Genomic DNA, 13,134 nt, shown 5'->3' with positions numbered 1-13,134 from the left:
CCACTCACTCATCGGAGACAGGCATGCCTTTCGCATTCGCCGAGGCTCGTTCCCGTACCCGCTCCCGAGACCGGTCCGGTTCCTGCGACCGGACGCCCCGCCCCCGCTCCCGGTTCCGCTCCCGCGTGTCCCTCCCGCTCGCCGCCACCGCCGCCGGCGGCCTCGCGCCGGCCACCCTGTCCGGGGCCGGCCCCGCCTCGGCCGCGACCACCCCGGCACCGGACCACATCGTCGTGGTGATGATGGAGAACCACGCCTACGGGCAGATCATCGGCAGCGGCAGCGCCCCGTTCATCAACTCGTTGGCCACCGGCGGCGCCCTGCTCAAGGTGTCGTACGGGATCACCCACCCCAGCCGGCCGAACTACTTCGCCGTCTTCTCCGGCAGCACCCAGGGAATCACCGGCGACTCCTGCTACCAGGTCGGCTTCTCGCACGCGGCCGACCTGGCCTCCGAGGTGATCGCCGCCGGCAGGACCTGGGGCAGCTACAGCGAATCATTGCCCAGCGAGGGCTCGACCACGTGCAGCAGCGGCAAGTACGCCCGCAAGCACGTGCCGTGGTTCGGCTTCGACAACGTGCCCACCTCCAGTGCGCACACCTTCGGCCAGTTCCCCGGCGACTACGCCAAACTGCCGAACGTCTCCTTCGTGATCCCGAACCTGTGCAGCGGCATGCACGACTGCGGGGTGTCCACCGGCGACAGCCGGCTGAAGAAGAACCTGGGCGGCTATTCGGCGCGGTACTGGCGGTGGACCGCACCGGCAAGGGGATGCGCACCGCGCCGCGCGACGCGCTGATCTCGGCGGCCACCCCGCCCGAGCGGCGGGGACGCGCGTTCGGCGTGCATCGGGCGATGGACACCGTCGGCGCGCTCGCCGGTCCGGTACTCGCGTACCTGATCCTGCGCGTCGCCGTCGACGGGTATCACGCGGTATTCGTGGTGAGTTCGAGCGTGGCGGCGTTCGGCGTACTGGTGCTCGTGTTGTTCGTACCGCGCGATCCGCGGCCGGCTTCCGCGGACGCGGGTACGAGCGAGGTCGGAACAGGCCCCCACAGGCGCCTTCCGGCCGGGGCGGGGTGCGGGTGCTGCTGGGCCGGCCGCGGCTGCGTCGGCTCACCGTGTGCGCCACGCTCCTCGGACTGGCCACCGTCAGCGACTCGTTCGTGTATCTGCTGCTGCAACACCGGTATCGGCTGTCCGCCGAGTGGTTCCCGCTGTTGCCCATCGGCACCGCCGCCGTGTTCCTGCTCCTGGCCGCTCCGTTGGGAGCGGTCGCCGATCGTATCGGCCGGCGGCGGATGTTCCTGCTCGGACACCTGGCGCTGCTCGGGGCGTACGTGGTGCTGCTGCGTTCCGGGGCGGACGGCGGGGGGTTCGCCGGTGCGGCGCCGGTCGTGGTGCTCGCGCTGCACGGGCTGTACTACGCGGCGACCGACGGGGTGTTGCCGGCCGCCGCCGCGAGTGCGGCGCCGCCGGGGAGTTGCGGTGCGAGCCTGGCCCTTGTCGGTACCGGGCAGGCGATCGGGCGCTTCGTATGCTCGCCGGCCCTGGGCGCGCTGTGGACCCGCTGGGGTGATCGGGCCGCGTTGTCCCTGACGGCGGCGGCGCTGGTGGTGGCCCTGGTCGTGGCGCGCCACGTGCTGCGGGCGGCCGAACCGGCGGACGCGCGGGGGACTTGCCCGCCCGTCGCCGCGTCCCAGCCCCCGAGGCACCCGACGACGCACCCTGGCGGTTGTACGTGCTCGACCTGCGCACGATGACCGAGACCGCCACCGCCGAACGACGCGACGTCGACGACCAGGCGTTGTGGACCGACGCCGCCACGCTGCTGTACGCCCTGCCCGGCGACTACGGCGCCGACCTGTGGACCGTCCCGGCCGACGGCACCGGCGCGCCCCGGATGCTCGCCGCGAGCGCGCTTGCCCCGGCCCTGGTGGGGTGACCGGAAGGCGCGCCGGCACCGGCGCCGGCGACGACCTCCCGCGTGGATCACCGCGAGCACCGTATGTATCTGCTTGGCTACTGTGTGACGTGACAGGCGCGTCGTGATTCGGGAGGCAGCGATGAGCACAACCGAGTACGAGCAGACCAACCCCGCCGTCCGGCTGGACCTCGAACCCGGCCAGATCGTCCAGGAATTGGGCTACGACGACGACGTCGACCACGACCTCCGCGAGGGCATCGAGTGGCTGACCGGCCACGACCTCGTCGACGAGGACTACGACGACATCGCCGACGCCGTGCTGCTCTGGTTCCGCGCCGAGGACGGCGACCTCGCCGACACGCTGCTCGACGTCGTCGGCCTGCTCCCCGAGGACGGCGCCGTCTGGCTGCTCACGCCCAGGGCCGGCCGGGACGGCGCGGGCGATCCCGACGCGGTCGAGGAGGCCGCGCGCAACACCGGCCTGAGCCGCACCCCGGCCGTCGACGTCGGCCCGGGCTGGGAGGCCACCCGGCTGGCCGTCGCCGGGAAGTAGCCGTCCGGGTACCGACGCGGGGGTGTGGCGGACGATCGACCGCCACACCCCTTCGGCATGCGCGCCGGACGGCCTCAGCCGGATACCGCGCCGTCCGCCGGCCCGTCGTCCCACTCCCAGTGCAGGCCGTAGATGCCCGGGGTCACCTCGGGAAAGACCGTGCAGGCGTGGCCCGTCGCCGCGATTCGGACCTCGCGGGGATCCTGCGCGGGCGCGTCGTGCCGGGGCCGCCACCCGGCCGTACACCGCACCGGCATCATGCGGTGATCGAATCGCGCACAACACCATGGTCCGGCCGGGGAAGCGCACCATCCGCGCGTAACCGGTGGAGACCACGGAGGACGCGTAGGCGTAGCTGTACTCCACGACGGTCGTCTCATCCTGCTGCAACGGCACGTCGAGGAGCAACTCGACGGCGGCGAAACCGTGTTCACGATCGACCCGACGGCGGCCGAGCCGGCAGCCGACCAGCCGGGACAGGCCCGGGTCGGCGCCGAGGGACATCTCCGGCTTCGCCTCGGTGAGCAGGATCAGCCGGTCCCCCCGGGTGGCGACCGCGCGCAACACCTGGACGACGTCGATGCGTTGCTCCTCGCGGGCCCGGCCGATGTGCACGTCGACCGCGACGCGCTGGTGCTCGGCGGGGGTTCGGGCCGACCGTTGCCCGGATTCGCCATGCCGACCGGCGACTGACGCTACTCGGAGTCGGCGGCGGCGCGGGGTTTGGCGCGTACGTGCATACGTTCGCCCTGGCGGCCGAAGAGGCTGAGCACCTCGACCGGTCGTTCGTCCGCGCTGCTGAACCAGTGCGGGACCCGGGTGTCGAACTCGGCGGCCTCGCCCGGGCCGAGGACCAGATCGTGCTCGCCGAGGATCAGCCGCAGCCGGCCCTCCAAGACGTACAGCCACTCGTAGCCCTCGTGGGTACGGAAGGTGGGCTCGGTGCCTCGGAACGGGATGATCATCTTGAACGCCTGGAGCGGGCCCGGGGTTCGAGTGAGAGGGATGAACGTACCGCCGCTGGGCAGCGGATGCGGGTTCAGCCGGATCCGGGGATCCCCCACCTCCGGGGCGCCGACCAGATCGTCCAGCGGCACCCGGTACACGCCCGCCAGCGGCAGCAGCAACTCCAGCGTGGGTCGGCGCTGCCCGGACTCCAGTCGGGACAGCGTGCTCTTGGAGATGCCGGTCGTCTCCGACAGCGCGGCGAGGGTGAGACCACGCTCGGCCCGCAGCCGCCGAAGGCGGGGCGCGACCTCGTCGAGGACCGTCCGGTAGGGGAGTGAGTCGTCCGTCATGCGGGCATTCCACCGCGCCGTCCCCATCTTGGCAACACGAGTTGCCGGGTCGCGGGAGCCGCTGCAGCCTGCTCGCCATGACCTCAGAGATTTCGCGGGATGCGCCGGTGAAACACGATGTACGGCCGGCCTCGGGCTCGGTGCGGTGGGCGCTTGCCGGGCTGTGCCTGTCCATGTTGTTGTCCTCGCTGGGCACGAGCGTCGCCAACGTCGCGCTGCCGACCCTGGCCGATACGTTCTCCGCCTCCTTCGCCCGCGTTCAGTGGATCGTGCTGGCCTATCTCCTCGCCATCACCACCGTGATCGTCGGCGCCGGCCGGCTCGGCGACCTGATCGGGCGCCGCCGGCTGCTCCTGGTCGGGATCGGTGTGTTCACCGGGGGCTCGGTGTTGTGCGGCCTGGCACCGACCCTGGAGACGCTGATCGCCGCCCGCGCCGCGCAGGGCCTGGGGGCGGCCGTGATGATGGCGCTCACCATGGCGTTCGTCGGCGAAACGGTGCCCAAGGAGCGGACCGGGAGCGCGATGGGCGTGCTCGGTACGATGTCCGCGATCGGGACCGCGCTCGGTCCGTCGCTCGGCGGCGCGCTGATCGCCGGGCCGGGGTGGCGGGTGATCTTCCTGGTCAACGTGCCGTTGGGGATCCTGGCCCTGCTCCTCGCACACCGACACCTGCCGAGCGACCGCCGCGAGCCCGGGACCGACCGACCCCGCTTCGACCACGTGGGCACGCTGCTGCTGGCCGGGACGCTCGGCGTGTACGCCCTCGCGATGACCGTCGGGCGCGGCGGGTTCGGCGCGCTGAACGCGGCGCTGCTGGTGGCGGCCGGGCTCGGCGTCGTGCTGTTCGTACGGACCGAGGCGCGGGCGACGAAGCCGCTGATCCGGTTGGCGATGTTCCGCGAGTCGGCGTTGAGCGCGAGTCTGGCCACGAGTGCGCTGGTGTCGACGGTGATGATGGCCACGCTCGTGGTGGGCCCGTTTTACCTCGCGCGGGCGATGGGCCTCGGTGACGCGCTCGTCGGACTCGTCATGTCGGTCGGCCCGGTCGTCGCCGCGCTCACCGGGATACCGGCCGGCCGGATCGCGGACCGCTTCGGCGCACGGCGGATGACCGTCGTCGGGCTGATCGCGATATCCGTTGGCGCGTTCGCCCTGGCGCTGACCTCGGGACACCTCGGACCGGCCGGCTACCTGGTCCCGATCGTGGTGACGACCGCCGGATACGCGGTGTTCCAGACCGCGAACAACACCGCCGTGATGGCCGATGTCCGGCCCGATCGACGCGGTGTGGTCTCCGGCATGCTCAACCTGTCGCGCAACCTCGGCCTGATCACCGGCACATCGGTGATGGGCGCGGTCTTCGCGCTCGCCTCGGGCGCACACGACGTGACCACGGCACGCCCCGACGCGGTGGCGGCCGGCACCCGGATCACCTTCGCCGTGGCGGGAGCCCTGATCGTCGCGGCGCTCGCCATCACGCTGCTCGCCCGACGCCCCGCCGCGCGCCCCGCCCCGACGGCGTGAACCGAGCTGCGTGAACCCATCCGCGCGAACAGGACCCCGTGAACCGCCCGCGCGGCTCGGGAACTTTGTCGGTGGGGCGCGCGACTGCTCCGATGGAACGACGAGGGCGGGGGCGCCCCACCGGCGCCATCGGACCCCGCCCCGATCCCTCCGCAGCCGACGCCTCGACCGAAGGACGGATCACGCATGTGTGGAATCGCCGGCCGGGTGTGCCTCCGGCCCGACGGGCGCCCGCGCCGCCCGGTCGTCGAGGCGATCCCCTGGCTCCTGGTCACCGGCGACGAGGCCGCGATGCCGCTGTATCCCGATGTCGCGCGCACACTGCGGATCGGCGAATACCGGGCGGACACCTACCGCACCGCGCTCGCGGCCGTGCCGCACGCCGCGCACGAACTGCCGTGGGGACACCGGCTGCGCCTGGAACGTGTGGTCGACCCGGGTCTGTGGTTGGACCCGTACCGACCGGAGATCACCATCTGAGCCCCGACCGACACCCGACCCACACCCGCCTGCCCAATCACCGTCCCGCAAGGCCCGCACCGCACCGCCAGGAGACGCACCCCGTGACCCGGATCGAACCCGGTACGAACCGCCCCGACCGCACCACGAACGACCCGCCCGCCGTCGAGCTGTACGGGCGCGAGTACAAACGCGACCCCTACCCCCTCTACGCCAAGCTCCGCGACGCCGGCCCGATCCATCGGGTGCGCTTCCCCAGCGGGGTGGGCGCCTGGCTGGTCACCGGATACGACGCGGCGCACGCCACCCTCAACGATCCCCGGCTGGGCAAGAACCACGACCTGGGCAACGATCGTTGGCGGGCCCTCGCCTCGATCATGCCCGAGCCGCAACACACCGAACTCCAGGTGCATTTGCTCCACCAGGACCCGCCCAGGCACACCGCCTTGCGCCGCCTGGTCACCGACGCCTTCGCACCGCGTCGGGTCGACGCGCTGCGACCCCGGATACAGGAGATCGCCGACGACCTCGTCGACGCCATGCCGGCCGGCGGCGGAGCGGACGTCGTGGCCTGCTTCGCGGCCCGCTTCCCGTTCCGGGTCCTCGCCGAAGTCGTCGGCCTGCCCGAGGAGTTCGCGGCCCGGTTCCGGCGCGAGTGGTGCAAGGTCGTGCAGCCCGTCGGTCCGAGGGACCCGCGCCGGGCCGGGTACGAGGCGCTGCTGCGCGAACTCCAGGGCTATATCGCCGACCTGGTCGCCGACCGCCGGGCCGACCCGGACGACGACGGCCTGCTCGGTCGACTGGTCGCCGCGCACACCGCCGGCGAGCTGACCCGGGCCGAGTTGGACTCGATGATCTTCCAACTCCTGGTCGCCGGCCAGGAACCCGTGACCAACCAGATCAGCACCGCCCTGGTCACCCTCCTGCGGCACCCGGGGCACCTGGACCGACTCCGCGAGGACCCCGCGCTCCTGCCCGCCGCCGTGGAGGAACTGCTGCGTTACGACAGCGCGTTCGAACTCACCACCTGGCGCTTCCTCGCCGCGGACGACGACCTGCACGGTACCGTCGTCCCCGCGGGCGACTCGGTGATCGTCTCGCTGTGCGCGGCCAACCGGGACCCGAAACGTTTCCCCGACCCGGACACCCTCGACTTCGACCGCAGCCCCAACCCGCACCTCGCCTTCGGCCACGGCATCCACTTCTGCCCGGCCGCCGCGTCGGCCCGGGTCGAACTCCAAGTCGCCCTCGGCACGCTCCTCGCCCGCCTGCCGGGCTTGGCCCCGGCCGTCCCGGTCGACGACGTCGAGTGGATCCCCGCCGTGCTCGCGCGTGGCGTCGACACGCTGCCGGTCACCTACACCGAGCGGGCGTGACCACGCCATGCACGCCATGCCCGCCACGCCCGCCGTCGATCGCCCGGGGCCCGCGCAGACCGCCGCGATCAGTGCCGCGATCCTGGAACTGCTCCTGCCCCACCGCCGCGCGGCCGAACGCGACCTCGACCAGGGCCGCGAATCGGCCGCCGACTTCCCCGAACAACTCGACCGAGTGGCCGACTTCGTGGCCCGGGGCGAACCCGTCGTGTTCGCGCTGCCGGGATTCCCCTGCAAATCGCCCAACCCCGCCAAGGTCCTGGGACATCTGCCCGACGAGGGCGAACGGCTGAGCCTGGCCTTCCTGGACGGGCTGTGCGCGTCGGTGGCCGCCGTACACCCGCCCGGCGCCCGGATGTTGATCTGCTCCGACGGCCACGTCTTCGCCGACCTCGTCCGTGTCCCGGACGCGCACGTCGACGTCTACACCGACGAACTACGCGCCGTCATCGCCGACAACGCCCTGGACCGGCTGAGCGTGTTCGACCTGCGCGACGTGCTCGGCGACGGCCCGACCGGCCCGACCGGCCCCCGCACACACGCGGACAAACGTGCCTGGCTGCACGCGCGCCACGCACCGACCCTGGCCGAACTGCGCGCCCAAGTCCGTTCCGACGAGGACACGTTGCGGCTGTACCGGGGCATCACCCGGTTCCTGTTCGAGGACACCGCCGACTTCCCCGGCACCCGATCCGCGCTGCAACGCGACTGCCGCGACCGGGCCTACGGCGTCATGCAGCGCAGCCGGGCCTGGAGCGACCTGATCGCCGAACACCACCCGCGCGCGGTACGCCTGTCCATCCATCCGCAGCGGCGCGGCGCCGACAAGTTCGGGATCCGCCTGCTCGACGCCCCCGACGTTTGGGCCACCCCGTGGCATGCCACCGTGCTGCGTCACGCCGACGGCCACGCGCGCCTGCTGCACCGCGCCGAGGCGGCCCGCCTGGGCACCCTGGTCCACCACGACGGCCGCCCCAGCCACTTCCACCAAGCGGCCCACTGAGCGACGGGTCACCCCGCATCCTCGCCGGCCAGTGTTTCCAGGGTCCGGTAGGCCCGTTCGAGGGACTGCTCGGCGAGCGGCTTCAGAGCGGCCATCTGCGGCACGACGGCGGCGAGCGTCAACTCGGCGGGTACGAAGGTGGTCAGGTCGTCGGTGAGGCCGATGGCCCCCAGGACGGCGCGCAGGTAGGGCTCCTGGTGGTCCCAGCCCGCACGCGGCGTGCCCGGGGCGTACGAACCGCCCCGGGGGCTGATCACGATCACGGACGTGCCCGCCAGGGGCCCGGGTTCGCCGCCGGGCATCGCCATGGTGGCCGGGGAGACGACCCGGTCCAGCCAGGTCTTGATCGTGGACGGGATCGAGTAGTTGTACATCGGCACGCCCATCACGACCGTGCTCGCCGCGCGCAACTCGGCGTTGAGCGCGGTGGTCAGCGCCCATTCGTCCGCCGGCGCGCCGTGTTCGGTGCCCGGGTCGACGAGCGCTTCGCGTACCGCGTGGGTCAGGTGCGGGATCGGCTGGGCGGCCAGGTCGCGGTAGGTGTACGCGCCGCTCGGGTGGCGTTCGCGCCAGCGGGCGGCGAAGTGGGCGGACAGGTCCCGGGATACGGATCCGGTCTGACGCATGCTCGCGTCGAGATGCAGGAGGGAGGGCACGCACGGCCTCGAATCGTCGCAGTGTCGGTCGGCACGATGCCGGACGCCGCCGCGTGGACGATCCGATTCCGGGATCGGCCCCGCGGCGGCCGGCGATGACGACCGTAGACATTGACGCCGGCGTGAAGGCAAGCGTGCCCGGCGACCTCGGACCAGGCGTGCGGACCCGGTGTTCAGACCAGGTGTTCGCCGAGCACGGCGAGTTGGGTCACCCGGGCCTGCTCGTGGAGGGCGCGGCCCTTGTCGGTGGCGATGACGAAGACGCCCCGGCGGTCGCTCTCGCACATCGCGCGCTGGACCAGGCCGCACTTCTCGAGGCGGGCCACGGCGCGCGAGGAGGCACTCTGGCTCAGGTGCAGATCGACGACGAGGTCGTGGATGCGGGACTTGCAGCCCTCGGCGTCGACCAGGCGATCGAGGACCTCGTAGTCACTCATCGTGAGGCCGTGCCGGGCCTGAAGGGCACGATCGAGTTCATGCGCCACCCGGCTGTACTGCGACAACAGCTCGCGCCAGCTCTCGATCAGCGGGTCCTTCGTCTTCATTGCGTCACGGTAGCGCCGCCCGGCGTAACATGCAAGCAAATTTATTGCACTCACATTTAATGCGTAGACATTCAATGCGTGCGCATGTACGTTCTTGCCCATGGCTTCAACAGTCGAGACCTACGCGGGACCGTCCTCCCGCGAGCACTCCGTCCCCTCGTCCTCCTCGTCGGCCGAAACACCGTCCGGTTCGCACTGGACCCCCAGACTCTGGGGCGTCCTGGCCGTGCTGTGCCTCGTGCTCTTCCTGGATGGCCTCGATGTCTCGATGGTCGGCGTCGCGCTGCCGTCGATCGGCCACGAACTCGGTCTGTCGGCGACCTCCCTGCAATGGATCGTCAACGGCTACATCCTCGGCTACGGCGGGCTGCTGATGCTCGGCGGTCGCACCGCCGACCTGCTCGGCCGCCGCCGGGTCTTCCTGATCGCGCTCGCCGTGTTCGCCGGCGCCTCGCTGCTCGGCGGCATGGTCGACAGCGGCGGCCTGCTGATCGCCACCCGCTTCATCAAGGGCCTGGCCGCCGCGTTCACCGCGCCCACCGCCCTGTCCATCCTCACCACGACGTTCCCCGAGGGCCCCGCCCGCAACCGGGCGCTGTCCGTCTTCTCCGTCTTCGGCGCGAGCGGCTACTCCTCCGGCCTGATCCTCGGCGGCCTGCTCACCGAGTTCGGCTGGCGCTGGACCTTCCTGATCCCCGTGCCGCTCGCCATCCTGGCGCTGATCGGCGGCTGGTTCCTGATCCCGCGCGACCGTCCCGCCGACTCCGGCGGCCATGACGTGGTCGGCGCGATCACCCTCAGCGGCGGCATGCTGTTGGCCGTCTACACCGTCGTCTCCGCCCCCGAACGCGGCTGGGGCGCACCGCTGACCCTCGGCTCGATAGTCCTGGCCGCCGCCCTGCTCACCGCGTTCGTCCTGGTGGAGAAGCGCATCGCGCACCCGCTCGTGCGGTTCGGCATCCTGCGCGTCGGCACCGTGGTCCGGGCCAACCTGAGCATGGTCGCGCTGATGGGCTCCTACATGAGCTTCCAGTTCATGATGACCCTCTACCTCCAGGACGGACTGGGCTGGTCCGCGCTGCGGATGGCGCTCGCGCTGCTGCCCGCCGGCCTGGTCGTGGCCTTCGGGTCGCCGTTCACCGGCAAGCTGATCAACCGCTACGGCACCGCGCCGCTGCTGATCGCCTCGATGGCCTCGATGAGCCTCGGCTACGTGTGGTTCCTCGCCACCGCCGGCACCACGCCGAACTACGCGTTCGCGGTGCTGCCCACCATGCTGCTCCTCGGCGGCGGCTTCGCCTTCGGGTTCAGCGCGATCATGGCCCAGGCCACCGAGGGCATCGAGGACTCCGAACAGGGTCTCGCCTCCGGCCTGGTGCAGACCTCCGGCCAGGTCGGCGCGGCGCTCGTGCTCGCCGTGGTCACCGCGCTGACCACCGGCGCCAAGGCCGGCGACGCCGACTTCGGCTCCTACCGCCCCGGCGCCAACCTGGTCACCGCCGTGGCCGTGGTCGGACTCCTGCTCAACCTGGTCCCGCTGCTCGGCGCCAAGCGTCGCGCCACCGACAAGGGCGACTCCATCGCGAACGTCCGGTAGCGCGGACGGCGCGCGGACGGCTCGATGTCCGCCACGGGGAGGCGGGTGCCGGCCCCGGATTCCGAAACACGAATCCGGGGCCGGCACCCGCCTTTTCCGGTGGTTGGGGCGCTGCTCGTCCCGTCCGGGTGCTACTTGTCGTCGGGTTCGATCCGCCCGGACCACGTGCGCCGCAGGTTCGCGAGCGCGATCTGCTCGGCGGGCGGGGCGCCGACGGCGCACAGGGTCCGTGCGTGCGCGTCGGCCAGGGCCAGATGCGCGGCGGTCACCCGCCCGTTGGCGGCGGCGTCCTCCCGGGCCTGACGCAGCGCGGACGTGCCCAGGTCCAGCGCGACGGCGACGTCGTACTCCCGCGCGGCCTCCAGGATCGTCACCCATCTCGCGAACACGGCGGGGAAGCCCGGTGGGATCCGCCCGGCGAAGTGCGCGGCCCGCGCCACGAGTTCCCGGCGCCCTCGCTCCACGGCCTCGTCCCGCGGCTGCCCGGCGAGCCGCTCCCGGACGTTGGCCAACTCGAGGAGCATCAGGTCGAGCAACCGTTCGTGCTGCTCACGCAGGAGGTACGCGGACCGCGGGTAGGCCGCGGTCCCGCGTCTTCGGCCCCGTCCGAACACCGCCACACACCCCACGTTGCCCCCTGTGACCGGTCGGCGACAAGCCGAATCGACAGGGTGGTCCGAATCGCATGACGACCGGCACCGCGCGGCCCGCCGGAATGTGCCGATGCCCGCCGCCGGCGTTGACCACGCCCCGGCGGGGTGTGAGCGTGTCGTTCGCCCGCGTGACGAACCCGCCTTCCATCCCGGGGAGTTCGGATGCATCGCAGCACGCCGACCTTCGGCTCGTGCCTGGCCCTGCTGATCGCCCTGCTGCTGGGCACCGCGCAGACCTCGCACGCGGCCGCGAGCGGTCAGCCGGCGAGGTCCCAGACGGTGACCTCCATGCGTACCGGGGCCTCGCCGGCGGGTACGGAGGTCAGTTGGAAGTACGCGATGCGGCCCTCGTCGGTCACGGCGCAGAAGCGGGAGCCCAGGGCCAGTTCGCCGCCCAGGTAGGAGCCGCGCTTGCGGACCGCCTCGGCGCAGTCGGCCGCCGTCGGGTCGACGCTGCCCCCGGGGAGCGGGGCCAGGGTGGGGCTGGACCCCTCGGTGACCAGGTCGGGCTTGCCGAAGAGGAAGCCGAAGACGAGGTCGGCGGACTTGCCCGACGGGGTGACCAGCGGCGGGCTGGTGTCCAGGTCCACATAGCGGGACGAGGCCGTGGCGGTGACCGTGCCGGGGCCGAACAGCACCTTGGCCGTCCGGTTCACCGGGCCGGGGGTGCCGGCCGGCGACTGGCCCGTCTGTCCGGTCTGCCCGCTCGGCGACGCCGCCGACCCGGATGTGCCGTCGCCCGGCGGCGTGTTCTGCCGCTCCGGTGCCGGGGCGGTGTTCGCGGACGGCGCCTTGGAGTCCCCGTCGGAGCCGGATCGGCTGACGGCGACGGTGACGAGGATGCCGATCAACGGGATGGCGATGCCCACGACCCACCACGCCCACCTGGGCTGGGTCGGGTGCGGCGGCGGAGCGGGAGGGTAGGGCGGTGGGTATCCCGGATCCTGGTGCAAGTCGCCTCCGTGGAACGTGTGGCCGTCGGGCGGGCGGCACTCTATCCAAGAGTCACCGCGCGGCCCAAGGATTTCCGCATACCCCGTGACGCCGGCGGCATCCGGGTGCCGCCGGCGTCCCGGGGCGGATTCGGGTCGTCCGGGCGAACTACCGGTCGACCAAGGCGACATCGGCCTCCACGCAGGCCAACGCGTCGCGCAGCTCCGGCGACACGGTGTGGCAGCGCGAGCGCAGGCCGAGGAGGAAGGCGTGTCGGCACGCCGAGCCGATCGCCGCCGCACCCGCCGCGTCGAAGACCTCGGTGCCCGACAGATCGAACGCCAGCTCGACCACGTGGTCGGGCAGCGCGTTGATCTGCGACACGAGGTCCTTGCGCAGATGGTGGGCGACGGAGACGTCGAGCACCCTGGGCGCGGTCACCCGCGCGTAGCCCTGGCGCACGTGACAGACGCAGTCCCGGTCGTCGGTCATTCGGTCTTCCCCGATCACACGTCGACGGCCAACGCTCCCGCAGCGCGCCGGCCCTGTTCGTACGATCCCGCATGCCGGCGTTCCGCGTACGCACCGAAACGCAACCGAGACATGC

Annotated in this window: 14 protein-coding genes and 3 pseudogenes; 10 read left to right on the top strand and 7 right to left on the bottom strand. The window is 72.2% G+C overall.

Annotated features, from left to right (window positions below):
- Positions 1 to 125: 125 nt before the first annotated feature.
- From ACMXN5_RS36330 to ACMXN5_RS36315, 4 genes and pseudogenes are all read left to right on the top strand, one after another.
- Positions 126 to 737, top strand: a pseudogene (locus tag ACMXN5_RS36330) (alkaline phosphatase family protein); the annotation flags it as partial.
- A pseudogene (locus tag ACMXN5_RS36325) lies at positions 737 to 1,659 on the top strand (MFS transporter); the annotation flags it as partial. The pseudogenes ACMXN5_RS36330 and ACMXN5_RS36325, both read left to right, overlap by 1 nt.
- 56 nt (positions 1,660 to 1,715) lie before the next feature.
- Positions 1,716 to 1,946 (top strand): annotated as a pseudogene (locus ACMXN5_RS36320) (TolB-like translocation protein); the annotation flags it as partial.
- A 121-nt stretch (positions 1,947 to 2,067) separates the two neighbouring features.
- A complete protein-coding gene (locus ACMXN5_RS36315) occupies positions 2,068 to 2,481 on the top strand; it encodes a DUF3052 domain-containing protein (protein ID WP_439679152.1) in 414 nt (137 codons plus the stop codon).
- 74 nt (positions 2,482 to 2,555) lie between these two features.
- Here the strand turns inward: ACMXN5_RS36315 and ACMXN5_RS36310 are convergent, their stop codons facing one another.
- Positions 2,556 to 2,741 carry a hypothetical protein gene (locus ACMXN5_RS36310; RefSeq protein ID WP_439679151.1) on the bottom strand — a complete coding sequence of 62 codons (186 nt, stop codon included), beginning with the start codon at positions 2,739 to 2,741 and terminating at the stop codon, positions 2,556 to 2,558.
- Positions 2,742 to 2,907: 166 nt separating this feature from the next.
- Between ACMXN5_RS36310 and ACMXN5_RS36305 the strand changes: the two genes are divergently transcribed.
- Complete coding sequence (locus ACMXN5_RS36305; RefSeq protein WP_439679150.1) at positions 2,908 to 3,174, top strand: hypothetical protein; 267 nt, start codon at positions 2,908 to 2,910, stop codon at positions 3,172 to 3,174.
- A gap of 2 nt (positions 3,175 to 3,176) precedes the next feature.
- Here the strand turns inward: ACMXN5_RS36305 and ACMXN5_RS36300 are convergent, their stop codons facing one another.
- Entirely contained in the window at positions 3,177 to 3,779 is a 603-nt protein-coding gene (locus ACMXN5_RS36300) for a helix-turn-helix domain-containing protein (protein ID WP_439679149.1), read from the bottom strand.
- 77 nt (positions 3,780 to 3,856) lie between these two features.
- Here ACMXN5_RS36300 and ACMXN5_RS36295 point away from each other — a divergent pair, with 77 nt between their 5' ends.
- From ACMXN5_RS36295 to ACMXN5_RS36280, 4 genes are all read left to right on the top strand, one after another.
- The gene (locus tag ACMXN5_RS36295; protein WP_439679148.1) at positions 3,857 to 5,305 is read left to right on the top strand and encodes an MFS transporter; all 1,449 of its coding nucleotides are present in this window, start codon (positions 3,857 to 3,859) and stop codon (positions 5,303 to 5,305) included.
- 186 nt (positions 5,306 to 5,491) lie between these two features.
- Positions 5,492 to 5,785 carry a hypothetical protein gene (locus ACMXN5_RS36290; RefSeq protein WP_439679147.1) on the top strand — a complete coding sequence of 98 codons (294 nt, stop codon included), beginning with the start codon at positions 5,492 to 5,494 and terminating at the stop codon, positions 5,783 to 5,785.
- 83 nt (positions 5,786 to 5,868) lie between these two features.
- Positions 5,869 to 7,140 carry a cytochrome P450 family protein gene (locus ACMXN5_RS36285; RefSeq protein ID WP_439679146.1) on the top strand — a complete coding sequence of 424 codons (1,272 nt, stop codon included), beginning with the start codon at positions 5,869 to 5,871 and terminating at the stop codon, positions 7,138 to 7,140.
- A 16-nt stretch (positions 7,141 to 7,156) separates the two neighbouring features.
- Positions 7,157 to 8,143, top strand: coding sequence for an L-tyrosine/L-tryptophan isonitrile synthase family protein (locus ACMXN5_RS36280; protein WP_439679145.1), 987 nt, complete (start codon positions 7,157 to 7,159; stop codon positions 8,141 to 8,143).
- Positions 8,144 to 8,151: 8 nt separating this feature from the next.
- Here the strand turns inward: ACMXN5_RS36280 and ACMXN5_RS36275 are convergent, their stop codons facing one another.
- Both ACMXN5_RS36275 and ACMXN5_RS36270 read right to left on the bottom strand, forming a co-directional pair.
- Entirely contained in the window at positions 8,152 to 8,799 is a 648-nt protein-coding gene (locus tag ACMXN5_RS36275; RefSeq protein WP_439679144.1) for an FMN-dependent NADH-azoreductase, read from the bottom strand.
- Positions 8,800 to 8,972: 173 nt separating this feature from the next.
- A complete protein-coding gene (locus tag ACMXN5_RS36270) occupies positions 8,973 to 9,344 on the bottom strand; it encodes a MarR family winged helix-turn-helix transcriptional regulator (protein WP_380009245.1) in 372 nt (123 codons plus the stop codon).
- A gap of 100 nt (positions 9,345 to 9,444) precedes the next feature.
- Between ACMXN5_RS36270 and ACMXN5_RS36265 the strand changes: the two genes are divergently transcribed.
- The gene (locus ACMXN5_RS36265) at positions 9,445 to 10,941 is read left to right on the top strand and encodes an MFS transporter (protein ID WP_439679143.1); all 1,497 of its coding nucleotides are present in this window, start codon (positions 9,445 to 9,447) and stop codon (positions 10,939 to 10,941) included.
- A 131-nt stretch (positions 10,942 to 11,072) separates the two neighbouring features.
- On the opposite strand, the gene ACMXN5_RS36260 is transcribed toward ACMXN5_RS36265, so the two are convergent.
- The 3 genes from ACMXN5_RS36260 to ACMXN5_RS36250 all read right to left on the bottom strand — a co-directional run bounded on the left by ACMXN5_RS36260 (position 11,073) and on the right by ACMXN5_RS36250 (position 13,019).
- Positions 11,073 to 11,561, bottom strand: a complete 489-nt coding sequence (locus ACMXN5_RS36260) for a hypothetical protein (protein ID WP_439679142.1) — start codon at positions 11,559 to 11,561, stop codon at positions 11,073 to 11,075.
- A gap of 290 nt (positions 11,562 to 11,851) precedes the next feature.
- Positions 11,852 to 12,463: a hypothetical protein gene (locus ACMXN5_RS36255; protein ID WP_439679141.1), complete on the bottom strand. Its 612-nt coding sequence runs from the start codon at positions 12,461 to 12,463 to the stop codon at positions 11,852 to 11,854.
- Positions 12,464 to 12,695: 232 nt separating this feature from the next.
- Positions 12,696 to 13,019, bottom strand: coding sequence for a hypothetical protein (locus tag ACMXN5_RS36250; protein ID WP_439679140.1), 324 nt, complete (start codon positions 13,017 to 13,019; stop codon positions 12,696 to 12,698).
- Positions 13,020 to 13,134: the final 115 nt, after the last annotated feature.

Source organism: Embleya australiensis (genome assembly GCF_051903075.1).
Lineage (GTDB): Bacteria > Actinomycetota > Actinomycetes > Streptomycetales > Streptomycetaceae > Embleya.
The sequence above is the reverse complement of the archived record's forward strand: the minus strand, read 5'-3'. Positions and strand labels throughout refer to the sequence as shown.